The sequence below is a fragment of the Acinetobacter sp. NS-4 genome (genome assembly GCF_037402435.1).
Taxonomy (GTDB): domain Bacteria; phylum Pseudomonadota; class Gammaproteobacteria; order Pseudomonadales; family Moraxellaceae; genus Acinetobacter.
The window spans coordinates 25,725-48,143 of the sequence record NZ_JBBEUE010000016.1 but is presented as its reverse complement, the minus strand read 5'-3'; the positions used below and the strand labels follow the sequence as shown (position 1 = coordinate 48,143).

The following is a 22,419-nucleotide window of genomic DNA, read 5'->3' as shown; positions in this document are numbered from 1 at the left end:
TGAGGACTTAAAATGACTAAACAAAAAAATCTTAATGATCAGGCGTCATTTTCCGCACCCATAGAAGATTTGCAAGTCCGAATTACATTTTTAGATGATTTAGTTGAACAATTAAATGAACAAGTGACGCGTCAACATATTGAAATTGAAGATTTAAAGAAACAAATGCGGTTATTGTATCAACGTGTGGAATCGGCAGATTTATCGGAAGGCATTGCTGCCTTTGACCCGATGACCAACCGGCCACCGCATTATTGAGCTCAATCAATCTGTGCATTAAAGCCCTGGTATATACCCGGGCTTTTTGTTTAAAGAAGGATTGAACTTTTTCTACTCTTTGACATTAGCCTTTAAAAGCAAGGCACTCAGGCTGAGTGAGGGTGTTGAATAAAAATTCAAAAGCACAAAAATATTTGACCTTTGCCATAGTTACCGTTCTAATGCACCGCATCTGCCTAGCTGAACTGTCTATTCGAAGATATGAATCATAAAGTCGTTCTTCTTGATCTTGAAAATAATATGCCGACTGCACAACTGTTGCGTAATATCATTCAACATTCTGCGGTGGTTTATCTATTTAATTGCCAAGGAAAATTTGAATATTCTCTTGAAGATTTAACTGAATTTTCAGGCTGGGTCAGCAGTGGGCAAGTGGTTATTCTGGAAACTGCGGAAGTAGAACATAAAGAGTTTGAATATGCGGTTGTGGTCGGGCAGCTGATGGCGCTGTTAGAAGAGGATACTTCTATTGAACTGATCTCGGCTATGCCAAGTAGTGAAATGCTGCTGGAAATGATGCAGTCTTCAAATCTGGATTGTAGCCTGATTCACATTCAGCCAGAAGAATCCTCGCAAAATGCAAAATATAAAATCCCCAGTACTGAAACCATCAGGCAAAAACCTGATTTGCTCTTGATTAAAAAATACTGTGATACTTTAGGGAAAATGAAGGGTAAACCGAATACGCTTGAGAAACTGAAAAACTCAATCAGCAACATTTTGCAGGTGGAGGATAATCAGGCACAGCAACTGACTGGTTTATTGATTAATCTCAAAATTGTGAAACGTTACGACGAGCAGATCAGCTTCCGTAAAAAACTGCTTAAACAATGGATGCAACTGGATTTAGATCAGGAGGCCTCTGTAGAAAAAGCACCCAACCTTTCCTCCATTTTGACGGATTTATCTGCTGAATCTTCCCAGCAGGACGAGTCAGCGCCGGCAAATAGTCTTTATCAGGCACAAAAAGAGTTATTTAAAAACTTTTCTAAAATTGATCCTGTTCAGGTGATTGTGGCGCAAAAATTACGCGAATTAAAATCCGATAAACCCAAAGACATTTATGCCTTGCGTGATTTACTGGAGCAGATGCTCCCTAAATCGGATGTGCGATTGTTACTTAAAGAATTGATTGAGAAGGGATATATTTACTGCAATGGCAGTGAAGTACTGTATAGTCATGAGATGTTCTTGAATTAATTTCATCGCTGTAACTTGCGTTTTATATTCAGCTTATGCAACTCTAATAAAGGAATAAAAAGGTTGTACTATGGAAAATACCGGAATTTGGATTACAGTCTTCATCGTACTTTTTGTGCTGGGCTCAATTTTTGGACTTCGTGTCAGTCCAAGAGAGAAAGCTTTAGGCTTGATGCGTGAAAGAGCGCGCAAGATGGCTTTGCATCCACGATTAGTTGCGGCTCCCGATTGGACTAAAATTCCAATGGCAACTGAGAACCGTGCCAGTATGGTTGCCTATTACAGTGTTTTAATTCCTGATGCCAGACTGCCACTGATGCGTGCACGTGTAGAAGATCAAAAGCTGAAACTTGTGCAGGGTGATGAGAAGTTTAACGATTTGCCCATTGCATTAAAGGGCATTTATGCTATTGATATGCAGGCAAACTGTGTAGGACTCTATTGGGATGAAGAATCAGACCTTCGAGCAACACAGTTAGAAGACATCAAAACATATTTACAGTCTCTGGCTGAATTTTAATTTATAGACCTCTTTAAAACAGGAATGATGGTTAACTATGGCGAACGCTCCTCGGTCAACATCCAAAAGCACCACAGCAAAATCACCGAGTGCTGCGAAAAAACGTGCCTTAGTGATTGTGGAATCGCCTGCAAAAGCGAAAACAATCAATAAATATCTAGGTTCTGATTACATCGTAAAATCATCGGTGGGTCATGTGCGTGACTTGCCGACAGGTGGATCTAAAAGTACAGAAAAAAAGCCTGTATCACGTGCCAAACTCAGCGATGAGCAAAAGGCTGAAAAAGCACAAACGGCTTTGGTTAATCGTATGGGGGTTGACCCTGAACACGATTGGAAAGCTCACTATGAAGTGCTTCCTGGCAAAGAACATGTGGTTGCTGAACTGAAAAAACTGGCATCGCAGGTCGATGAAGTCTATCTCGCAACGGATATGGACCGTGAAGGGGAAGCCATTGCCTGGCATTTAAAAGAAGTCATTGGTGGCGATGATTCACGTTACCAGCGTGTGGTGTTTAACGAAATTACCAAAAATGCCATTCAGGAAGCATTTAAACATCCCTCACGTCTAGATATCGACAAGGTTAATGCCCAACAAGCACGCCGTTTCCTCGACCGTGTTGTGGGTTTCATGATTTCGCCATTGCTATGGGAAAAGATTGCCCGTGGTTTGTCGGCAGGTCGAGTGCAATCGGTTGCAGTAAAATTGGTGGTAGAACGTGAACGTGAGATTCGCGCTTTTATTCCTGAAGAATATTGGCAGGTTTTTGCAGATACCAAATCTAAAAAAGATGACATTCGTTTAGAAGCAGTCAAACAAGGTGGCAAAACCTTAAAACTGCAAAATAAGGCACAAACGGATGCTTTATTAAAAGTCTTGAATGATGCCGAATATAAAGTATCGACGCGTGAAGACAAACCGACCAAGGTTAATCCAAGTGCACCTTATATCACATCAACCTTGCAACAGGCTGCAAGTACCCGTTTAGGTTTTTCTGTAAAGAAAACCATGACGATGGCACAGCGTTTGTATGAAGCAGGTTTTATTACTTATATGCGTACTGACTCAACATTCTTAAGTGATGATGCGGTCAATATGGTTCGTAATCACATTGAACTTGAGTTCGGTGAAAAGTACCTACCTGTCAAGCCAAACCGTTATGGTAATAAAGCAGGCGCGCAAGAAGCCCATGAAGCGATTCGTCCATCCAATGTTTCCCTTAAAGGGGATCAGTTGGTCGGTGTCGATCGTGATGCACAGCGCTTATATGATCTGATCTGGCGTCAGTTTGTTGCATGTCAGATGACACCGGCAGAATACCTGTCTTCCACCATTTTAGTTGATGCCAATGGCGTGGAACTTAAGGCTAAAGGTCGTACTTTAGTTTTTGACGGTTTTACCAAAGTTCGCGGTGCCAACAAAGCCGATGATGATATTCTGCTACCGGCAGTTAAAGTGGGTGAAGTACTTGAACTTGAGAAACTTGATCCATCTCAACATTTTACCAAGCCACCGGCACGTTTTACCGAAGCTTCATTGGTTAAAGAACTAGAGAAAAAAGGTATCGGTCGTCCATCAACTTATGCGGCTATTATTTCGACCATTCAAGATCGTGGTTATGTAAAGCTCGACAATCGTCGTCTGTATGCCGAGAAGATGGGTGAAATCGTGACGGATCGTCTCGATGAAAACTTTAACAATCTGATGAATTATGCTTTTACCGCGGATCTTGAAGGTCAGCTGGATAAAGTGGCTGATGGTCAGCGTAACTGGAAAGAATTGCTCGATAATTTCTACGGCGACTTTAAAAAACGCTTGACCAGGGCACAAGGTGAAAGCGGCATGCGCCGTAACCTGCCTGTAGAAGTGGAAGCCGTACATTGCCCTGAATGTTCACGTCCGATGCAGATTCGTACCGGAACAACAGGCGTGTTCCTGGGATGTTCGGGCTATAACTTGCCGCCTAAAGAACGTTGTAAAGGTACGCTGAATTTAACCCCGGTAGAATCTTTGGCAGCACTTTCTGATGATGATTCAGCAGAAACCGCAGACTTGATGTCGAAAAAACGTTGCCCGATTTGTGAAACGGCAATGGACAGCTATGTGATTGATGGCGGTCGTAAATTGCATATCTGTGGTAATAACCCGGATTGTACCGGTTTTGAACTCGAAGAAGGTGAGTTCAAAATTAAGGGATATGATGGCCCAACCATTCCATGCGATAAATGTGATGGTGAAATGCAGTTGAAGACCGGCCGTTTTGGACCTTACTTTGCCTGTACCAGCTGTGACAATACCCGTAAAGTGTTAAAGAGCGGTCAGCCTGCACCTCCACGTGTTGATCCAATTAAGATGGAACACTTGCGTTCTACCAAGCATGACGACTTCTTTGTCCTTCGTGATGGTGCGGCAGGTTTATTCCTGGCAGCCAGTAAATTCCCGAAAGTTCGTGAAACGCGTGCCCCTAAAGTTGCTGAACTGCGTACTGTGGCCGATCAGCTTGATCCAAAATATCAGTTTATTCTGCAAGCGCCCGATGTCGATCCTGAAGGTAATCCGACTTTGGTGAAATTCAGCCGTAAGAACCAGTCTCAATATATTGGTTCGGAAAATGCTGAAGGCAAGCAAACCAAGTGGAGCCTGGTATTCCAGGATGGGAAATGGGTTGAAGCTTAAGTTTTAAGTTCTGGAAAATGCTGACGAAGGTCGGCATTTTTTTATGTTCACAGCACGACGGGGGTCTTACTGTGAATAACTCAGATGGGAGGAGCTTGTATATTACTTTGGTTTCGCCCTGAGAAGCATTGCTTCGTAAGACCAAAGGCAGTGTCATCCACAGAACTCGCCAGTTACCGTCAGCTTTTTTCATCTTTCGCAGAACATTATATATTTTATAAAGGTCTGACTCGAACAGCTGTGGATGACGTCGGCGCATATCTAATTGGGAAAGTAGATATTTTTTAAAATAACGAGAAAAGAGATGTGGAAAAACATTCGGATACTGTGCTTGCTCATCGTGCTATTGATTGTTGCAGTCAATGCCTACCGTGATCAAAATCAGGACTGGTCGAAACCTATTATTGTTAAGTTGCATCCCATCAATGCAGATGGGCGGTCGGCAACTCAAAATTATATCCAATCACTTCATCTGGCGGAGTTGACTGGCGCTCAAGAATATTTACAGCAGATGTCGGCACAATATCGTGGACAACCGATTGCGCTGTATTTTCAACTGGGACGTGAGCTTAAGCGAGTACCTCCTAAAGTGCCTGAGCATGCAACACTGATTGATACCATTTTATGGAGTTTAAAATTCCGTTTTTATGCCTGGAAACAGCATGAAAGTGCTGACGGTTCACCCAGTGTGACCCTGTATTTAAATTATTATGATCCCGAACAGACTAAAGAATTAAAACATTCCACAGCCCTGCAAAAAGGCCGAATTGGATCGGTGAATTTATTTGCATCAAAAAAGCAGTCTGCACAAAACAAGATTGTACTGGTGCATGAGTTGTTACATGTCTTTGGTGCAAGTGATAAATATGATTTAGCGACAGGGCAGCCCATTTATCCGCTAGGTTATGCCTATCCGAATCAAAAGCCTTTATTTCCTCAAGCCAAAGCAGAGCTGATGGCGGGGCATATTCCGCTATCTGAACAAAAAAGCAAAATGCCCGATACTTTAGAGCAGACTTTAATCAACGAAATTACCGCAATCGAGCTGGGCTGGAAAAAATAGTATTGGGGATAATGTTGCTTTTATCCCCAGTTGAGCAGGTGGCTGTGGATAAAAATGCATCTAAACAACTGACTTTTGTGCTGAAATCAGATACAACTAAAAGTATTCCTAAACAAAAGACTTGAGAAAAACATGAAAACAGTAGGAAATGACTTAGTCCGACATCAGCTACATGAAAATCGAAAGTGGTATTTGGGTTTGGGTATTCTGCTCACACTGTTTGGCATTGTGCTGCTTGCCTCTTTGCCTTTTGCCACACTTTCTGTGGTGTTCCTGTTTGGCATATTGATGATGATTGGCGGTGTGCTGCACTTTATTGCAGCTTTTAAAATTTTTGAAGGTGGCGCTCGCTGGTTATGGGCATTGTTTGGTGTGCTGTATCTTGTTGCCGGATATTATGCCTTTAGCACGCCGGTAAAAACTGCCATTGTATTGACCAATTTGCTAGCGATTGTGCTAATTGTTGCGGGGGCCATCCGGGTGATGAGTGCCTTTATTTTTAAAGCCTATCAAGGTTGGGGATGGATATTATTTTCTGGCCTGCTGACCCTGATTACAGGCATCATTATTTTAATGTCACCGGATGCATCCTTCTGGGTGTTGGGTCTGTTCCTTGCTGTAGATATATTGTTCCAAGGAATTAACTATCTGACCTTGGCGTCTTATATTAAACGTGAATTACCGCCAAGTTCGGCAGATGTATAGCACTGAATTTGATACTAGAGCGCTTGATGCGCTCTTTTTTATTATTTATCCAGGTTGTATAAAAGATTTGTTCATTTCACTTGTTAAAGATTATGCCTAAAACCTTTGTGCTTGCTCCTGACTCATTTAAAGAAAGTATGACCGCTGAACAAGCTTGTCAGGCCATGCAAAGCGGCATCCAAAAAGTATTGCCAGATGCACGGTTTATTGAGGTGCCTATGGCGGATGGTGGCGAGGGTACTGTGGATGCTTTGATTGCTGCACAGGGCGGACAAAAGATTGAGTGTGAGGTGACTGGTCCATTAGCCTCACAAAAAATCCACACTTATTTCGGCCTTGTGGATGAGGGAAAAACAGCGATTATCGAAATGGCCAAAGCCAATGGCATCCATCTTTTAGAACCCGTTCAGCGTAATCCTTTGCTCACCACGACTTTGGGTACAGGGGAAATGATTAAGACAGCCCTGGATTTAGGCATATCCAAAATTATTATCGGTTTAGGCGGTAGTATCACCAATGATGCCGGTGCGGGCATGGCGCAGGCTTTGGATGCGAAATTTCTCGATGTCGCAGGATGCGATGTTGTTGTAGGTGGTGGTCAGCTTGACCAGATTAAAAAGATTGATCTTTCCTGTTTGGATGCGCGTTTAGCACAAACAGAAATCATCATTGCCAGTGATGTGAATAATCCTTTATGTGGTGCAAATGGTGCATCCTATGTTTTTGGCCCGCAGAAAGGGGCTACGCCTGAAATGGTGAAAATTCTGGATAATAACTTAAATCATTTTGCCGATATGATTGAGCAGCAACTTGGAATAGATTGCCGAGATATTGCGGGAGCAGGGGCGGCAGGTGGCTTAGGCTTTGGTTTGATGGTGTTTGCTGGTGCAAGCATTCATTCAGGTGTAGAACTTGTCATTGAACAGACCAAATTGGCAGAGAAAATTGCCCAAGCCGATTATGTATTGACCGGTGAAGGTAAAATTGATGATCAGACTAAATTTGGTAAAACGCCTTATGGTGTGGCACAGGTCGCGAAGCGATTGAATAAGCCTGTGATTGCTTTTGCGGGTATGCTTGGTGAGGGAATAGAAGAGCTTTATGAGGAAGGTTTTACTCAGATTATAGGGATTAATCCAACAGATTGTGACTTGGAGGATGCATTAAAAAATGCGGAAAGGCATTTGGAAACTACGGCAATGAACATTGCTTTAGAGATTATTAATAATTTGGATACAGCCCCATTTGGCGTACAGAAGACGGAATGATTTTTGTAGGCATTGCTTTACTTTTCAAGGATGAAAAGTAACAAAAATCCTTTGTTGAACTGATTCAACATCCATGTTTCACAGTTCAACAGGCGACATCCATGTCGCCTTTCCGGATGGCAGAATATAGGGATAGATTCAATTTTTAAGTAGATCAATCTCAGATTTATGGCCAGCTCTGTTAAACTATTCGTCTACCTAGCACGATGAGACACCATGAGTTTAGCCACCCTGATCAATGAATTAAACCCGCAACAAAAACAGGCTGCCACGACTGAATCAAAGCACAGTCTGGTACTTGCAGGGGCAGGTTGTGGCAAAACCAAAACCATTGTGGCTCGGGCAGCCTATCTGATCGATCAGGGTGTTCCAGCGAATCAGATTCAAATTTTGACCTTTACCCGTCGTTCCGCCAGTGAAATTGTGGCACGGGTCGAATTAGCTTTGGGCGAGCAGGCTAAAGGCTTGAGAGCTTCGACTTTTCATACTTTCTGCATGTATTTATTGCGCCGTATTCCTAAAGCCTTTGGTCTGGAACAGTTTTCGATTATTGATCGTGATGATCAGTTGATGATGTTCCGTTTAATTCGCGGTAAGGATGATAAAAAAAATCCCAATGCCTTGCCCAAGCCGCAGCAGCTGTGTGACTTGTATTCCTTTGCCCGCAATACCCGACAAAAGCTCAGCATTTCTTTAGAAAAACAGCATCCTGAATTTTTGGAATATAAAGATCAGATTGCTGAAATCATGAAAGAGTACGAGGCGCGAAAACGTGCACGCAGCTTTCTGGATTATGATGATATCTTGGCGGTAGTGGCTTCTGCACTGGCGCAGTCAGAGGGGCTCACCGATTATGTGGCCTCGATTTGCCAGCATATGCTGGTCGATGAAATGCAGGATACCAACCCCTTGCAATGGGCGCTGCTGGAACCTTTAAAGGATAAAGTCCATTTGTTCTGTGTCGGTGATGATGCCCAGTCCATTTACGGTTTTCGTGGTGCAGACTTTGAAAATATCCACCATTTCAAGGAACGCGTACCGGATGCGCAAATTTTTAAACTGGAACAGAATTACCGTTCTACTCAGGAAATTCTGGACTTGTCTAACTGGTTGCTGGATCAAAGCCCAATTCAGTATGACAAACGTCTGGATGCGCATCGTGGAGAGGGTATTAAACCCAAACTGCATATTTTCCCGAACGAGTTTGATGAAGCCAAGTGGATTGCCATCGATATCAAAGAACGGCATTTTCTGGAAGGCACGCCCTGGCATGATCATATGGTGCTGGTTCGTTCCAGTTTTGCCGCACGTCACATCGAAGCGGCCTTTATTCAGGCCAATGTACCGTACCGTTTTATTGGCGGCATGAAACTGCTGGAAACTGCGCATGTTAAAGACCTACTTAGTCTGTTGCGGGTGATTGCCAATCCGCTGGATGATATTGCCTGGATGCGTTTCCTGACCTTATGGAATGGTGTGGGCGATGTAGGAGCAAGCAAGCTGGCACAGCAGTTATTGCAGCAGCCCGATCAGGATCTGATTTTCGAGAAACTGGAAAAATTTGGCCGGATTCCTGAAAAAAACCTGCTAATCATGAAGCAGATGACTGTGTTAAAAGATCAGGTGCAGGCCTGTGTGACTTTGGGTATAGAAGCCCTGCTGGAGCAGCTGGAAGAAAATTACGCCAAGAAAGACTGGTCGAAACGCATGGGTGATTTTGATCTTGTCAAACAGCTGGCTACCAAACAGGATCAGTTGAGTGAATTTCTGGAAGAATATGTGCTCGATCCGGTATCGATCAGTGAAATTGAACGCCAGTCTGAAGATGATGTGGTCACCCTGATTACCATTCACTCGGCTAAGGGTACGGAACAGAAGATTTGCTATGTGGCCAATGTTTCTGCCGGACAATATCCGCATGCACGCGCACAAGGCAATTTTGACGATGTCGAAGAGGAACGCCGGGTCTTGTATGTGGCGTTAACCCGTGCCAAAAATGAACTGATTTTAACCAAGCAGAATCTGAATCTGTGGGCACGCGATCAGGTGGATGAACAGGGACGAAAAATTGAAAGTTATTTCTTTAATGATTTAACCCGCAACCTCTGTACCACTGAAACCCATTACAAACAGCGTCAGCAAACCGTGAAAAGTGCCTTAATTGAACGGCAATCGATTAATTTAGATTTTGGTATCGATCTCGATTAAACTATCCCGATATATTGAAGTGCAAAAAGTAAGTAGGCGAGTGCTTTTTGGTTTTTTTAGCCTATTTAAAGGTCATCAGATGAAAATTTTAGTTCGTAATTTAGAACGTACAGTGACAGAAGCCGAATTGCTTGAATTGTTTAAGCAATACGGCACAGTAGAGTCATGCACTTTGGTTTTAGATGCTGCAACCGGTAAATCCAAAGGCTTTGCTTTTGTAGAAATGCCGCATGGTCGTGAAGCAGTCAAAGCGATTAAGGGCTTAAATACTTTACGTTTGCATGGACAAGGTATTCGTGTCAAACAGGCTGAAGACAAGCCAGCAGCAGAATAAACAATAAAAGGAGCCTAGCTCCTTTTTTATGGATAAAAAATGCAACGGAATTTTGCTGCACTTTCAATAGTTACACCGGCTGGACAGAGCATTGTTCAAGGACAAAAGCGACTGGAAATACGCTCATGGCAACCCGAACAGTTACCCTTAAAAGATTTGGTAATTGTGGAAAATAAAAACTACCTGAACAAAGCAGGGGATGAAGAAGCAGGCATGGCTGTGGCAATTGTAGATATTAAAGCCGTTCTTCCCTAGCCTAAAGATGAAATTGAAGCGGCGAGCGCTACAACTAGGCAGCAGGATATTGGGCTTGGGAGATCAGCAATGTGCGTCCTATTGATCCGCCCATTGCAGTGCAGGCAAAGCGCAAAATCTATTTCATTGAAATGGATCATGCATAATTTTTATTGTGAATTGGACAAGATTAAGTTTAATCTTAGCGATGTAACTCACGCCAAAATTTAGGAAATCACCATGTCTCGTGTTGCGCGCTTTCATGCGGATCGTACCAATCAGAAACTGTATTTTGCACGTCTTGCATGTCAACAAGCGGAACAAACCGACCATATTCAGCAAGCTCAGGCCCATCGTGAAGCGGCGGTATTTCATTTGCATGGTGCAGTATTGGCATTTTTGCAGGAACTGGTTCGTTACTATCGGTTAAATGACTTTGCTCCGACCTTGAAATCGATTGAAGAACATATGGCAGAAAAAGGGCAGATTTCGCCTGAAGTGACTGTGATGCAGCAGTTGGCGAAACAGGGTTTTATTGCCGAGCTAAAACGTGCCTACCGTATGTGTCAATATGCACCGGAACCGAGTGCTCCAGAACCTGAAGATGAAACATCTTCCAACCTGATTATTAAAGTGACTCAAACGCCTCAAGCCTGGCTGCCGGATACCAAGATTCTTCGTGAATGGCATCGTGACCTGACCCAGTTAATTGACGGGTTTCGTAATGAGATGGTTGAATTTTAAACTTTAGCACCGGTACTCTTGAAGTTTCTGTCATCGACCTTATATAAATAGTCTAAGCAATGCAAAGCGCAACAGCCCTTTGCCACCATGTTGAACATGGAGGATATATGTCTATAGAACATTTGAAAGAATTATTTGGTAATCAAGAAGCGATTTTAGAACTTGTTCAACTTGAAGGTGGTGAGTTGGCATTGCGAAATGCAGGCTCTGAAAAAGAACCACTGGTCAAAATTCAGTTTAATGATGAAGTCAAAGCGTTACTTGGTGATCAAACGCCAGTGATTGCCCAGCATATGGTGCAAGCTGCCTTGTTTGCAATGATGGAAAAGCAGGTCAACGAATGGCAGGCCGAAATTGTTGATGAACAACCCCTGTATATGAGTTAACTCTCTGTAAATGTAAAAAAGCGCACCGATGTGCGCTTTTTTATGGGCGGTTCATTCACACATCAGTTAGTGGGTGGGCGCCTGATGATGAGCCAGCTGGATTTGATTTAAAATATGATTGGTCATATTTTTCGCCATTTCTTCTTTGGCAAAATAAACTTCACCAATATTTTCACGACGAATCACTTCAGCTTCCTCCTTGCTTTCGGCACAAACCAACACCTGAATCTGTGAATTCAATGTTTTGGCAATGTCGACAATTTTATGAATATCCAAAATATCCATTGGAGAAAGCACCAGAAGGCGCGCATGTTGTATATGCGCCTGAATGAGTACACCGGCTTCGGTCGCATGTCCCGATACCGCCGCAATGCCTTTGGCACGTAAACTTTCAACGATCTCACGATTTTCTTCGGCAATCACCACTTTAATATCTTGCTTCATTAAAGCTTTGGTAATGCGACGACCGACTTCACCATGACCGACAATCACCACTTGGTCACGTAAGTACTCTTGAGAAACCTCATCGGGCAACATGGACAGCGGGTCACCACTACGTTCAAGCAGGCGCGCCAAATGCGAGCGTTCACGAATCCAGTTTTGTACCGGTTCAATGGCAGAGAAGATGAATGAATTGAGCGTAATCGAGATGAGTGCACCGGCTAAAATCAGGTTTTGTCCCTCTAAAGACAATAGATGTAGTGAAACTCCTAAGGTTGCCAAAATAAAGGAAAACTCACCAATTTGTGCAAGGCTTGCACCGACTGTTAAAGCGGTATTAATTGGATAACGGAAGAACAGCACCAATGCCATCGCGGCAATGGTCTTGCCAATCATGATAATGGCCACCACGGCAAGCACATGCCAGGGTTGCTGCACTAAAATCATCGGATCAAAAAGCATTCCCACTGACACAAAGAATAAGATGGAGAAAATTTCACGTAAAGGTAAGGTTTCTTCTTCTGCTCGGTGGCTGAAATCGGATTCTTTCACCACCATCCCGGCAAAGAATGCCCCCAGTGCCATGGAAACCCCAAATATTTTATAGGCACCAAAGGCAATGGAGACTGCAGCTGCCACTACGGTTAGGGTAAACAGCTCACGTGATCCCAAGCGTGCCACGACCTGCATAATCCATGGCACCAGACGTTTGCCAACAATCAGCATAAAGGCAATAAAGCCCGCCACTTTTAATAACGTGACAGCTAAAGTCATCCAGATATTGGCATTGGGGTCTGAGCCGGCAATTGCTGTTCCCCCCAGTAAAACGGCTGTAGCAGGAAGCAGTACCAAGGCTAGTACCATGACTAGATCTTCAACCAATAACCAGCCTACGGCAATTTTACCATTCACAGAATTGATCAGACCTCGGTCTCCCAAGGCTTTAAGTAGGACCACCGTACTGGCACAGGACAGGCTTAGACCAAAAACCAGTGCCGAGCCAAAGTTCCAGCCCCATATCATGGAAACGCCTATGCCCAGTAAGGAGGCTACTGCAATTTGCAGCACTGCACCTGGTAAGGCAATACGCCGTACCTGCATCAGGTCGCTTAGGGAAAAGTGCATCCCGACACCAAACATCAGGAACATGACCCCAAGTTCAGCCAGCTGGTTGGCAAGGTGAATATCGCCCACAATACCTGGTGTATTCGGGCTAATCACAATACCCGCAACTAAATAGCCAATCAGGGGAGGAAGACGAATACGTGCAGCAATATAGCCAAAAATAAGCGCCAGTCCAAAGCCAACGGCTAATAATATGATGAGATCTACGTCATGAGGCACTAAAAACTCCTTAAGCTTGAGCCAAAGTTAAGGGTAAAAAAGAATAAGCACAAAAAATGCCAAAAAAGAATGCCTAGAAGTGTAACAAGCCGAATAAAAAAAATGCAAAAAAAACGACCCAGAGGGCCGCTTTTTTTAAGAAGTCAAAATTATTTAATTTTAGCTTCTTTGAAGATTACGTGTTGACGGATTTTTGGATCAAATTTTTTGATTTCCATTTTTTCCGGCATAGTACGTTTGTTCTTAGTCGTAGTATAGAAATAACCTGTACCAGCTGAAGAAACTAGACGAATTTTATCACGCATTGTACTGACTCCTTAGATCTTTTGACCTTGAGCACGAAGATCAGCAACAACCTTTTCAATGCCCAATTTGTCGATAATACGCATACCTTTTGTGGTTAAACGAAGACGTACGAAACGTTTTTCGCTTTCTAACCAGAAACGGTGGTGATGCAGGTTCGGCTCGAACCGGCGTTTGGTTTTGTTATTGGCGTGCGAGACGTTGTTGCCAACGACTGGACGCTTGCCGGTAACTTGGCAAACCTTAGACATGGTGAACTCCATTGCTAGACAGCACCGATTGTGCGGCTAGTCATTAAAAGTAAACGGATGAAATCATTCAAGGGGCGTTTTATACCAAAAATACGCTTAAAAGACAAGCGAATTTAAGAAAAACGTGGCATGATCAGGTGTGATAGATCATGCCTTGATCAGTTATCGAAGAAGGGTCTTCGAAATTAGTTTGTGAATCGGCTTATTAAACGGTGGGAGAATGAATTTTAAGCTATACAGCTTTGGATTAGACATCACTGACCGTTCATGCGACAAACTGAAGAAACCTTCTGGACCATGATATTTGCCCATTCCTGAAGCACCGACTCCACCAAAAGGTAAGTCATCCTGTGCTACATGGGTCAACACCATATTCTGCCCGAAATGCCCTGAATGAGTATGCTGTGCGACATAGTCGGCACGAGCTTGATCAAAGTCGAAATAGTATAATGCAAGAGGACGAGGACGGCTATTAATAAAGTCAATAACATCGTCAATTTGATCATATTCTAGAATAGGAAGGATTGGGCCAAAGATCTCTTCCTTCATAATGCGCATTTCAGTCGTAACGCCAGTCACTAGAGTCGGTGCAATTTTCCGAACTTTGCTTAAATCTTCATGTGCCGGATTTAACTCAATAATTTTAGCGCCTTGCGTGCGTGCATCTTCCAGATAACCTTGCAGGCGGTTGTATTGTTTGTCATTAATAATGGAAGTGTAATCCTGATTATATTGAATACTTGGATACATTTCTTCTACGCAGGCTTTAAAATGGTCAATAAATTCGGCAGTTCTTCCTTTAGGCAGAAACATATAGTCAGGAGCCACACAGGTCTGACCTGAATTCCAGAGTTTACCCGCAGCCAGACGCTGTGCCACATCTTCTAAATCAATAGAAGGATGAACTAGTACCGGTGATTTGCCACCCAGCTCTAAAATTACCGGCACCAAGTTTTCTGAAGCTGCTGCCATGACCGTTTTACCAATTTCGGTTGAACCGGTAAAAATAATTTTATCGAAGGCCAAATGGCTAAACGCATCGGAAACTGGGCCGCCCCCATTGATAACAGCCACAAGTTCAGTTGGAAATGCTTCGCCTAATGCTTTTTCCAGCGCACGGCCAAAATGGCTGGAAGCACTGGAGATCTTGATCATGGCATGGTTGCCGGCCGCAATTGCACAAATTAATGGACCAACCGACAACAATAAAGGATAGTTCCATGGGGCAATAATACCGACTACACCCAAGGGTTGATATTGAACCCAGGCTTTTGCCGGCTGATGGATAATTCCAACATGACGTTTCGATGGTTTCATCCAATTGGTCAAATGCTTGCTATAATACTTAATCTGTTCAAGACAGGTGAGTAATTCACCGATTTTGGTTTCGCTAATAGAACGGTTACCATAGTCTTGATTAATTGCTTCGGCAAATTGATCTTGATATTTAACTAAGATACGCTTTAGACGTGCTAAACGATCAATCCGTTCTTTTGCCGATGGTAAGGGATAACGTAGATAGGCATGCTTTTGCTGTGCTAGCACGTCGTGTAAGTGCTGAATATTAAACGAATGTGGTGTCATTGAAGTTGTTTTTGTCTGACTGTTCATGACCTGCTACCATTAAATAAAAAGCGATTAATTTAATTTTTAGAGTAAAAGCTCTAAATAGTCAAGTTACTTTATGTGTTAGCTCGCTAACCTATTGAATGAATGGTTACTTTAGGATGTCTCACTCCAAAACGGTGAAAACCAAAGAACGTATTTTGCAACTCAGCTTACAGTTATTTAATGAGCGCGGTGAGCGTTCAGTAACAACCAATCATATTGCAGCTGAACTAAATATGAGTCCGGGTAATTTGTATTACCATTTTCGCAATAAAAACGAAATTATCAAAGAGTTGATGGAGCAGTACCAAAGCGAAACTTTGGAGATGCTGGCTCTGCCTGATGATCGTGCGCTCGATGCCAATGATAAAATTCGCTATTTTCAGGTGCTGAGTAGCCAGCTTTGGGCCTATCGCTTTTTGCATCGTGATGTTTATCATCTAGTTGAAAATAATGAAGATTTCAGGAAAATGTATCCACGCTTTGCCGGACAGGTGATGCAGCAGGGGCAAAAAATCTATAAAGCTTTCGTGAATGCGGGCTTAATGGAAATGACAGATTCAGAAATTGAAGCCCTGATTATTAACTTGTGGATTGTTTTGACCAACTGGACCAACTTCCTGTACATGTCGGGTCATATTACCGATTCGAACCATCTGGAAGAAAAATGGGTGTGGCAGGCATTGCGTCAAATGGTATTTCTGGAAGGGGCTTACCTGCGTGGTGAAAGCCGTCAAACCTATGAACATTTACTTGAAACGCTCGGCCCTTCAGAGCTTTTTGAAAGTTTATCGTCCAGTAAAAAACATGATGCAGGCTAGCCTATTTAGAAAGCCTAAAAAAAGCGTTAGAATACTCGGCTTGTTTTTCAATTTAACTGATTAGTGATATTAACCAACATGAATATGTCCACTGCTAACACGGCACGTTTACTGATTACTTGTGAAGATAAACCAGGTATCGTGCAAGCTGTTTCGAGCTTTTTGTATCATCAGGGAGCAAATATTACCGCACTTGATCAATACGCGACTGAAGCTCAGGGCGGACGTTATTTCATGCGTGTTGAATTTGAACTGGAAAATTTGCAAAGTCGTAAAGAAAGTTTAACTCAGACTTTTGCCACCAATGTAGCAGAACGCTATAACATGCACTGGCGTTTGGCACTGGTCAGTGATGTGAAAAAAGTCGGGATTCTGGTTTCTAAAGTGGATCATGCCTTGCTTGAGCTGTTATGGCGTCATGCGCGTGGCGGTTTACCATGTGAAATTACCAAAGTGGTTTCAAACCATGACACCTTGCGTGAAGCGGTAGAAAACTTTGGTATTCCATTTGAAGTGGTGCCGGTGAATAAAGAAAATAAACGTGAAGCTTATGCCAAAATTGATGAAATCATGCAGGGCAACGATTTACTGATTCTTGCGCGTTATATGCAGATTTTGGACGAAGAATTCGTGCAAAAGTGGGAAATGAAAATCATCAATATCCACCATTCATTCTTGCCAGCCTTTGTCGGTGCCAATCCCTATAAACAGGCCTATGACAAAGGGGTGAAACTGATTGGTGCAACAGCACATTATGTGACTGCTGACCTCGATCAGGGCCCGATCATTGAACAGGATGTAGAACGTGTCAATCACGATTTTACCGTAGAGCAGTTGCGTGAACTCGGACAAGATGTGGAGCGAAATGTTTTGGCTCGTGCAGTAAGATGGCATCTTGAAGATCGTATTATTGTCGATGGCAATAAAACCGTTGTTTTCCAATAAGTATTGTTATAACTATCAATTTAAAAGGCATGTTTTAGGCATGCCTTTTTTGTTTTTGATTCAAAAAACTCATCAAAACTGGCATTTTAATAGTTGCAAATGAAAACACTTCTCATTTATTATTGGCGTGCTTTTAATTGTACTAACCGATGAGCCTGATTGCTTAAGTCTTAATTGATCAACAATCGCTTAAATTAGGTAACTGATTTTAATGAGTCAATCTTCCGCTCTAAATATGCAAACTCCCAATCCGATGAAAAAGAAAATTATTACGGCGCTTATTGCTGTTGTGGTCGGTCACATGGGTGTGTTGTGGGCGGTCGGACAAATAAAAACACCAGAATTGAAGCCGATTGAAAAAGAACCCTTAAAAGTCCGCTTCGTTAAAATTCAACAACCACCTAAACCTATTCTACCTAAGCCGAAAGCTGAACCTAAAAAAGAGCAGCCGAAGCCGAAGCCGGTGAAGGAAGTTAAAATTGTCGAAAAACAGCTTCCGCCACCGCCGAAAAAGGTAGAAAAGGTTCAACAGGTTAAAAAGGCAGAAACAGCAAAACCGGTGATCAAACCGGTTGAAGCACCGCCTAAACCTACAGTAACAACAACAGTTTCTGAAACCAGAGTGGTGAAACCTGCACCGGTAACTCCACCACCCGTACCGGTTACACCGCCGGCGCCAGTCGCACCACCATCGCCACCTGCACCGCCAGCTCCGAAAAATGTTGTGATTGGTTCAGGCGTGGAATGGAGCCGTTCGCCGAAGCCGTCCTATAGCAACAGCGATTTGGAAGGTCAAACGCGTACTGCCATGGTTTATATTGAAGCGAATGAAAAAGGGGTGATTACCTCGGCGCGCATGGTAAGTTCGACGGGTGTTCCTGCTTTAGATGAAAAGATTTTACGCTCAGTGCGTAGTTCCAAATTCAAACCGTACAAAGAAAATGGCGTGGCTTATCCAATCAAGGCTAACCTGCCATTAAAATTGACCTTGAATCCACGCGGCTAACATTTATTAGGAGTTCGAGTATGAACTTTTCAGTTTATTGGCAACATGCTGATGCAGTGAGTAAAACACTGTATTTCGTGTTATTGGCAATGTCGATTGCGACATGGACCATTTTCGTCTTACGTGTAATGGGGACTCGCCAACTGAAGCAACAGGCTTATGCTCAACTTTCTCAGGCCTTAAGCAAGTTAAAAGCAAAATTTGCGCCTTTAAATTTTGAGCAACGTAAAGCCGTAGCAGAACAGGCTTTGTTGCGTCAAATTTCAGCTGAAAAAGCCCATGCAGAAAAAGGCGTGGCAGTGCTGGGTACTATTGCTTCACTGGCACCTTTTGTGGGTTTGTTTGGTACGGTTTGGGGTATTTTTCACGCGCTGGTTGCGGTAGGTAAGAGCGGTCAGGCAGGCTTGGCTCAAGTAGCAACACCAGTAGGTGAAGCCTTGATTATGACCGGTCTGGGTTTGGCGGTAGCGATTCCTGCAGTATTGGCTTATAACATTTGTACCCGTGTGAACCGTGGTTTGTCACATGAGCTACAAGACCAGGCACACAGTTTGTTGATTGATACCATGTTGCAACAAGACAGTTCAGCTCAGGTAGCATCTAAAGCAACAACAAATAATTTGGTTGGAGGTCAAGCTTAATGGGCTTTCAATTGGGCGAAGACAACGATGTAGGTATGAATGAGATGAACCTCATTCCACTGATCGATATTATGTTGGTATTGATGATCATCTTCCTGGTGACAGCAACCGTTGCTAACCCATCAATTCCATTAACCTTGCCAAAAACCACGGCGGAAATTACCGAACCGCCACCGAAGGCCATCACCATCAGTATTAATGCCAAGGGTGAAGTGGCCTGGAATGATCAGGTGATTAGCCTTGAAGAACTGCAAACCCGTTTTAATGAAGCAGGGCAGGCGGAACGTAAACCAACCGTTCAACTTCGTGCAGATAAAGAATCACGCTATGACACCGTTGCACAAGTGATGTCACGTGCGAGCGAAGCCGGGCTCAGTGATATTGCCTTTATGAGTGATAACTAATTTGTGTCTAGTCTTAAAAAAGCGACCTTGAGGGTCGCTTTTTTTATGTTTGATCGCAGCTGAAAAGAGCATTTATTCAGATTTAAGCAAGTCTTGGAACTTGCTGCGTAATTTCATTAATTTCGGTGGAATGGCGAAGTTACAGTAGCCTTGTGCAGGATTTCGGGCAAAGAAATTTTGATGATATTCTTCCGCCGGGTAGAACTTCGGTGCAGGGCTGAGTTCAGTCACAATATTCAGGCCTTCAGCTTTTAAATGCTCAATCGCTTGCTCTGCCTGCTGTTGTTGCTCATTGTTAAAATAATAAATCACGGAACGGTATTGGGTGCCAATATCATTACCTTGACGGTTGAGTGTGGTTGGATCATGCGTGGCAAAAAACACATCCAAAAGTTGGGCAAAGCTGATTTGGGTTTCGTCATAATCAATCAAAATGACTTCTGCATGGTGGGTGTCGCCACGACAAATATCATCATAACTTGGGTGTTCTGTATGGCCGCCGGCGTAACCGCTGACCACTTTTTCCACCCCTTTTAGCTGTAAAAATATGGCTTCGACACACCAGAAGCATCCACCACCCAATAAGGCCTGTTGCATAACTTTATCCTGTATTTGTTTATTGTTTTTAATATAGGGGCTTTCTATGAAGCTAAAATGTATTTAAACATTTTAAACACAAAAGCCTGAGCTTTCAGGCTTTTATTTGAACGATTTAACGTGGTTGTACCGGACTGGTAAATTGCAGTACTACATTGCCGTGACGATCAAGCAGTTTAAGGGTTTTGCCAAAAACCTGATAGTTGGCGACTTTTGCCAAAGCTGCATTAAATTGTTCAGACAGGTTGTTATTGTCCAGACAGGCCATTTTGGTGCCTGCTATTTGACTGAGTACCAGGGTATCTCGACCCGCTTCATAGCTGCCCATAATACGGTTACAACCATCGATACCACTGATCCGTTTGCTTGCTGCATCAAATTGTAAGCTTGGAATATTACGGGCGGTTGCTACTGTCTTGATTTCAGTATTGCCAATATAGGTGACAATCCAGGTACGATTTTGTAGTTGCACCAAGTTCGCCGCCTCAATATTAGAAGCGGCATTTGGTGTGGTTTGACAAGCTGTCAAAGCAATTGCAGCGCCCAGTATGCCTACAGCAAAGAATTTTTTTAACATATTGGATTCTCATTCTTGATTTAATCTATGGTCTATATAAACAAAAAAACAGTCTTTTCACTAGGGTTAAATCTATGTTTTATCTATTTTTACTTTTTTAAATTCAGCTCATTTGTCCGGTATTGGTTTGGGTACGCCCTGACGAATCAGGGTCGAATACTGGCTACTGGAAAGATGTTTCAAATGGCTCACGCGCGGGTTGATATAAGCAATGTCGTACGACTGTTTCATGCTTAAGTCATGTGAAATGGCGTTCAAGTCATAAAGATAATTGGGTAAATAGCCTGAAGCCAGCAGGCGGTAATCTGTGGGTAAAGGTCTTTTAGATATCGCCCGGATCATGTCAAACACCAGCGTGGTACAATTACTGGTCAGGCTGTTATACCATTTCGGCTGGTGGTTTAATTCATTGGCTTTACGCAGATATTCTTCAAACAGGGCACGTATTTCGCTTTTCGTCATATTCACCGGGAAGAAATAGACGTGTTCGCCACGAATATTGCTGCGGGTATAGATCAGGTCCTTTTCATCTGCCGCAATCAGGCTGAGTTCGTATTTTCTAAAAAAACCGCCATAGGTGGAAAATTCTTCATTTTTTTGTTTACGAATTTCAATCGAAAAGGTCAGGGGTTTGCTATTGGCAAAATCAAAGCTGACTAGGGTATGGGCAATCCGTGGCCCCATCCAATATGAAGTAATGATATTGACACCGGTGATCTGGTTTAAATCAAAATGCCGAGTTTCCCAGCGCTCATCATAACTGCCATCAGCATGCCAGTTAAAATGACGCACGTTGTGTAAGGTCACTTGATCGCCATGCTGCTGATAAGTCAGCACTTGGGCAACTTCAGGATTCCAGTCACGATCCTGCCTGGCTTCCAGAGCAAAATACCAGAATAAGCCGATGAGAAAAAACACAACATAGATCAGGACATCAGTTTGACGGTTAAACCAATGCTGGCTGATATAGATGCCGAGAATGCTCAAAGCAAAGGCAATCCAGATTCCAATCAATACGCGGGTCATTAACCAGCCAAGCGGTTCCTGAAACCACAAGGCCAGACACAGCCAAATAGAGGACATAATAACGAAAAGACTGAACACGGTATGGAATAGCACCATGCCCAAAGCAAGAAGGAATTCTCTTGTTCCAATATTATGCATATTTGACTGTTATCTATAATTATTGCCTTTATTTTCGGTAAGTTGCGAACTCAAAAGCAATCCCAGTTTTGTCGTCAATATGTTGTTCTGAAGCGACCTTTTTAAATTCAGCCGGAATTTCCGGGTAGTAGGCATCACCTTGAACATTCAGTTCAACGTGGGTGAGTTCTAAGCAGTCTGCAATATCCATGGTCTGCTTAAAGATTTCTCCACCACCAATCACAAAGATCGCATCAGGTTTTTCTGAGGCTTTGACATCGGCTACTGCTTGAGATAAAGCATCTTCAATCGAGTGGGCAACTTTAGCGCCTTCAAATGACCAGTCATTGTCCCGGGTAATGACCCAGTTAACACGTTTCGGCAAAGTGCGACCCATAGACTCTAAGGTCTTACGTCCCATGACCACCACACCGCCTTGGGTAATTTCTTTAAAGTGCTTAAGGTCAGCAGAAATATGCCACGGCAAGTCATTATCTTTACCAATGCAGCGTTGCTGATCCATGGCTACAACATGCACAATTTCTAAATTCTGGAAGGTCATTTATTTAATCCTTGTGAATAATCCCAAAATCCTTTCTACAATTTTCCCCTTTAGTAAAGGAGGGAAGAGGGATTTAAAAGTTTTGATTTTTAATTCCTTCTCTTGCGCCATATATGGCTCAGGGAGGAGGTTAGGAGGAGGGTACTAATCTCTCCCCT

At 43.1% G+C, this 22,419-nt stretch carries 24 protein-coding genes and 1 pseudogene; 17 read left to right on the top strand and 8 right to left on the bottom strand.

Annotated features, from left to right (window positions below; all coding sequences use genetic code 11):
- Positions 1 to 12 precede the first annotated feature (12 nt).
- From WAE57_RS12375 to WAE57_RS12320, 12 genes and pseudogenes are all read left to right on the top strand, one after another.
- Positions 13 to 258 carry a SlyX family protein gene (locus tag WAE57_RS12375; protein ID WP_086173994.1) on the top strand — a complete coding sequence of 82 codons (246 nt, stop codon included), beginning with the start codon at positions 13 to 15 and terminating at the stop codon, positions 256 to 258.
- 222 nt (positions 259 to 480) lie between these two features.
- Positions 481 to 1,479 (top strand): hypothetical protein, encoded by a 999-nt coding sequence (locus WAE57_RS12370; RefSeq protein ID WP_337710830.1) that lies wholly within the window; start codon positions 481 to 483, stop codon positions 1,477 to 1,479.
- 70 nt (positions 1,480 to 1,549) lie between these two features.
- Positions 1,550 to 1,999, top strand: coding sequence for an ammonium transporter (locus WAE57_RS12365; protein ID WP_086173992.1), 450 nt, complete (start codon positions 1,550 to 1,552; stop codon positions 1,997 to 1,999).
- A 37-nt stretch (positions 2,000 to 2,036) separates the two neighbouring features.
- Positions 2,037 to 4,676: a type I DNA topoisomerase gene (topA, locus tag WAE57_RS12360; protein WP_337710829.1), complete on the top strand. Its 2,640-nt coding sequence runs from the start codon at positions 2,037 to 2,039 to the stop codon at positions 4,674 to 4,676.
- 304 nt (positions 4,677 to 4,980) lie between these two features.
- Positions 4,981 to 5,739, top strand: a complete 759-nt coding sequence (locus tag WAE57_RS12355; RefSeq protein WP_337710828.1) for a hypothetical protein — start codon at positions 4,981 to 4,983, stop codon at positions 5,737 to 5,739.
- Positions 5,740 to 5,871: 132 nt separating this feature from the next.
- Positions 5,872 to 6,444, top strand: a complete 573-nt coding sequence (locus WAE57_RS12350; RefSeq protein ID WP_337710827.1) for an HdeD family acid-resistance protein — start codon at positions 5,872 to 5,874, stop codon at positions 6,442 to 6,444.
- Between the two features lie 92 nt (positions 6,445 to 6,536).
- Positions 6,537 to 7,712: a glycerate kinase gene (locus WAE57_RS12345; protein ID WP_337710826.1), complete on the top strand. Its 1,176-nt coding sequence runs from the start codon at positions 6,537 to 6,539 to the stop codon at positions 7,710 to 7,712.
- Between the two features lie 216 nt (positions 7,713 to 7,928).
- A complete protein-coding gene (locus WAE57_RS12340) occupies positions 7,929 to 9,920 on the top strand; it encodes an ATP-dependent helicase (RefSeq protein WP_337710825.1) in 1,992 nt (663 codons plus the stop codon).
- Between the two features lie 79 nt (positions 9,921 to 9,999).
- On the top strand, positions 10,000 to 10,254 hold the full coding sequence (locus WAE57_RS12335) for an RNA-binding protein (protein ID WP_166169179.1): 255 nt from the start codon (positions 10,000 to 10,002) through the stop codon (positions 10,252 to 10,254).
- A 39-nt stretch (positions 10,255 to 10,293) separates the two neighbouring features.
- A pseudogene (locus tag WAE57_RS12330) lies at positions 10,294 to 10,655 on the top strand (ASCH domain-containing protein).
- A gap of 73 nt (positions 10,656 to 10,728) precedes the next feature.
- A complete protein-coding gene (locus WAE57_RS12325) occupies positions 10,729 to 11,232 on the top strand; it encodes a DUF6586 family protein (RefSeq protein WP_086195331.1) in 504 nt (167 codons plus the stop codon).
- Between the two features lie 107 nt (positions 11,233 to 11,339).
- Positions 11,340 to 11,618 carry a hypothetical protein gene (locus WAE57_RS12320; protein ID WP_237787827.1) on the top strand — a complete coding sequence of 93 codons (279 nt, stop codon included), beginning with the start codon at positions 11,340 to 11,342 and terminating at the stop codon, positions 11,616 to 11,618.
- Positions 11,619 to 11,684: 66 nt separating this feature from the next.
- On the opposite strand, the gene WAE57_RS12315 is transcribed toward WAE57_RS12320, so the two are convergent.
- The 4 genes from WAE57_RS12315 to WAE57_RS12300 all read right to left on the bottom strand — a co-directional run bounded on the left by WAE57_RS12315 (position 11,685) and on the right by WAE57_RS12300 (position 15,568).
- Complete coding sequence (locus tag WAE57_RS12315; RefSeq protein ID WP_337710824.1) at positions 11,685 to 13,403, bottom strand: cation:proton antiporter; 1,719 nt, start codon at positions 13,401 to 13,403, stop codon at positions 11,685 to 11,687.
- A 149-nt stretch (positions 13,404 to 13,552) separates the two neighbouring features.
- On the bottom strand, positions 13,553 to 13,708 hold the full coding sequence (rpmG, locus tag WAE57_RS12310; protein WP_001205031.1) for a 50S ribosomal protein L33: 156 nt from the start codon (positions 13,706 to 13,708) through the stop codon (positions 13,553 to 13,555).
- 12 nt (positions 13,709 to 13,720) lie between these two features.
- On the bottom strand, positions 13,721 to 13,957 hold the full coding sequence (rpmB, locus tag WAE57_RS12305) for a 50S ribosomal protein L28 (RefSeq protein ID WP_000048256.1): 237 nt from the start codon (positions 13,955 to 13,957) through the stop codon (positions 13,721 to 13,723).
- Between the two features lie 162 nt (positions 13,958 to 14,119).
- Positions 14,120 to 15,568, bottom strand: coding sequence for a coniferyl aldehyde dehydrogenase (locus WAE57_RS12300; protein ID WP_237787829.1), 1,449 nt, complete (start codon positions 15,566 to 15,568; stop codon positions 14,120 to 14,122).
- 116 nt (positions 15,569 to 15,684) lie between these two features.
- Between WAE57_RS12300 and WAE57_RS12295 the strand changes: the two genes are divergently transcribed.
- From WAE57_RS12295 to WAE57_RS12275, 5 genes are all read left to right on the top strand, one after another.
- Entirely contained in the window at positions 15,685 to 16,386 is a 702-nt protein-coding gene (locus WAE57_RS12295; RefSeq protein WP_237787830.1) for a TetR/AcrR family transcriptional regulator, read from the top strand.
- Between the two features lie 78 nt (positions 16,387 to 16,464).
- On the top strand, positions 16,465 to 17,331 hold the full coding sequence (gene purU / locus WAE57_RS12290; protein ID WP_337710823.1) for a formyltetrahydrofolate deformylase: 867 nt from the start codon (positions 16,465 to 16,467) through the stop codon (positions 17,329 to 17,331).
- Between the two features lie 211 nt (positions 17,332 to 17,542).
- On the top strand, positions 17,543 to 18,337 hold the full coding sequence (locus WAE57_RS12285; protein ID WP_337710822.1) for a TonB family protein: 795 nt from the start codon (positions 17,543 to 17,545) through the stop codon (positions 18,335 to 18,337).
- Between the two features lie 20 nt (positions 18,338 to 18,357).
- Positions 18,358 to 18,978, top strand: coding sequence for a MotA/TolQ/ExbB proton channel family protein (locus WAE57_RS12280; protein ID WP_237787833.1), 621 nt, complete (start codon positions 18,358 to 18,360; stop codon positions 18,976 to 18,978).
- Positions 18,978 to 19,382, top strand: coding sequence for a biopolymer transporter ExbD (locus tag WAE57_RS12275; protein ID WP_086173977.1), 405 nt, complete (start codon positions 18,978 to 18,980; stop codon positions 19,380 to 19,382). The genes WAE57_RS12280 and WAE57_RS12275 overlap by 1 nt, the downstream gene beginning before the upstream one ends.
- Positions 19,383 to 19,454: 72 nt before the next feature.
- Here the strand turns inward: WAE57_RS12275 and msrA are convergent, their stop codons facing one another.
- The 4 genes from msrA to WAE57_RS12255 all read right to left on the bottom strand — a co-directional run bounded on the left by msrA (position 19,455) and on the right by WAE57_RS12255 (position 22,261).
- Positions 19,455 to 19,979: a peptide-methionine (S)-S-oxide reductase MsrA gene (msrA, locus tag WAE57_RS12270; RefSeq protein ID WP_337710821.1), complete on the bottom strand. Its 525-nt coding sequence runs from the start codon at positions 19,977 to 19,979 to the stop codon at positions 19,455 to 19,457.
- 115 nt (positions 19,980 to 20,094) lie between these two features.
- The gene (locus WAE57_RS12265; RefSeq protein ID WP_237787834.1) at positions 20,095 to 20,556 is read right to left on the bottom strand and encodes an META domain-containing protein; all 462 of its coding nucleotides are present in this window, start codon (positions 20,554 to 20,556) and stop codon (positions 20,095 to 20,097) included.
- A 108-nt stretch (positions 20,557 to 20,664) separates the two neighbouring features.
- The gene (locus WAE57_RS12260) at positions 20,665 to 21,720 is read right to left on the bottom strand and encodes a DUF4105 domain-containing protein (RefSeq protein WP_337710820.1); all 1,056 of its coding nucleotides are present in this window, start codon (positions 21,718 to 21,720) and stop codon (positions 20,665 to 20,667) included.
- 28 nt (positions 21,721 to 21,748) lie between these two features.
- Positions 21,749 to 22,261 (bottom strand): dihydrofolate reductase, encoded by a 513-nt coding sequence (locus tag WAE57_RS12255; protein WP_337710819.1) that lies wholly within the window; start codon positions 22,259 to 22,261, stop codon positions 21,749 to 21,751.
- Positions 22,262 to 22,419 lie beyond the last annotated feature (158 nt).

What these genes read in the sequence shown, in the direction of transcription:
- WAE57_RS12265 (WP_237787834.1), bottom strand. Translation starts at nt 20,556, where the DNA reads ATGTTAAAAAAATTCTTTGCTGTAGGCATACTGGGCGCTGCAATTGCT.
- WAE57_RS12325 (WP_086195331.1), top strand. Translation starts at nt 10,729, where the DNA reads ATGTCTCGTGTTGCGCGCTTTCATGCGGATCGTACCAATCAGAAACTG.
- WAE57_RS12365 (WP_086173992.1), top strand. Translation starts at nt 1,550, where the DNA reads ATGGAAAATACCGGAATTTGGATTACAGTCTTCATCGTACTTTTTGTG.
- WAE57_RS12370 (WP_337710830.1), top strand. Translation starts at nt 481, where the DNA reads ATGAATCATAAAGTCGTTCTTCTTGATCTTGAAAATAATATGCCGACT.
- msrA (WP_337710821.1), bottom strand. Translation starts at nt 19,979, where the DNA reads ATGCAACAGGCCTTATTGGGTGGTGGATGCTTCTGGTGTGTCGAAGCC.
- WAE57_RS12340 (WP_337710825.1), top strand. Translation starts at nt 7,929, where the DNA reads ATGAGTTTAGCCACCCTGATCAATGAATTAAACCCGCAACAAAAACAG.
- WAE57_RS12375 (WP_086173994.1), top strand. Translation starts at nt 13, where the DNA reads ATGACTAAACAAAAAAATCTTAATGATCAGGCGTCATTTTCCGCACCC.
- WAE57_RS12300 (WP_237787829.1), bottom strand. Translation starts at nt 15,568, where the DNA reads ATGAACAGTCAGACAAAAACAACTTCAATGACACCACATTCGTTTAAT.
- WAE57_RS12295 (WP_237787830.1), top strand. Translation starts at nt 15,685, where the DNA reads ATGTCTCACTCCAAAACGGTGAAAACCAAAGAACGTATTTTGCAACTC.
- WAE57_RS12260 (WP_337710820.1), bottom strand. Translation starts at nt 21,720, where the DNA reads ATGCATAATATTGGAACAAGAGAATTCCTTCTTGCTTTGGGCATGGTG.
- topA (WP_337710829.1), top strand. Translation starts at nt 2,037, where the DNA reads ATGGCGAACGCTCCTCGGTCAACATCCAAAAGCACCACAGCAAAATCA.
- WAE57_RS12275 (WP_086173977.1), top strand. Translation starts at nt 18,978, where the DNA reads ATGGGCTTTCAATTGGGCGAAGACAACGATGTAGGTATGAATGAGATG.
- rpmB (WP_000048256.1), bottom strand. Translation starts at nt 13,957, where the DNA reads ATGTCTAAGGTTTGCCAAGTTACCGGCAAGCGTCCAGTCGTTGGCAAC.
- WAE57_RS12280 (WP_237787833.1), top strand. Translation starts at nt 18,358, where the DNA reads ATGAACTTTTCAGTTTATTGGCAACATGCTGATGCAGTGAGTAAAACA.
- WAE57_RS12355 (WP_337710828.1), top strand. Translation starts at nt 4,981, where the DNA reads ATGTGGAAAAACATTCGGATACTGTGCTTGCTCATCGTGCTATTGATT.
- WAE57_RS12335 (WP_166169179.1), top strand. Translation starts at nt 10,000, where the DNA reads ATGAAAATTTTAGTTCGTAATTTAGAACGTACAGTGACAGAAGCCGAA.
- WAE57_RS12320 (WP_237787827.1), top strand. Translation starts at nt 11,340, where the DNA reads ATGTCTATAGAACATTTGAAAGAATTATTTGGTAATCAAGAAGCGATT.
- purU (WP_337710823.1), top strand. Translation starts at nt 16,465, where the DNA reads ATGAATATGTCCACTGCTAACACGGCACGTTTACTGATTACTTGTGAA.
- rpmG (WP_001205031.1), bottom strand. Translation starts at nt 13,708, where the DNA reads ATGCGTGATAAAATTCGTCTAGTTTCTTCAGCTGGTACAGGTTATTTC.
- WAE57_RS12350 (WP_337710827.1), top strand. Translation starts at nt 5,872, where the DNA reads ATGAAAACAGTAGGAAATGACTTAGTCCGACATCAGCTACATGAAAAT.
- WAE57_RS12285 (WP_337710822.1), top strand. Translation starts at nt 17,543, where the DNA reads ATGAGTCAATCTTCCGCTCTAAATATGCAAACTCCCAATCCGATGAAA.
- WAE57_RS12345 (WP_337710826.1), top strand. Translation starts at nt 6,537, where the DNA reads ATGCCTAAAACCTTTGTGCTTGCTCCTGACTCATTTAAAGAAAGTATG.
- WAE57_RS12255 (WP_337710819.1), bottom strand. Translation starts at nt 22,261, where the DNA reads ATGACCTTCCAGAATTTAGAAATTGTGCATGTTGTAGCCATGGATCAG.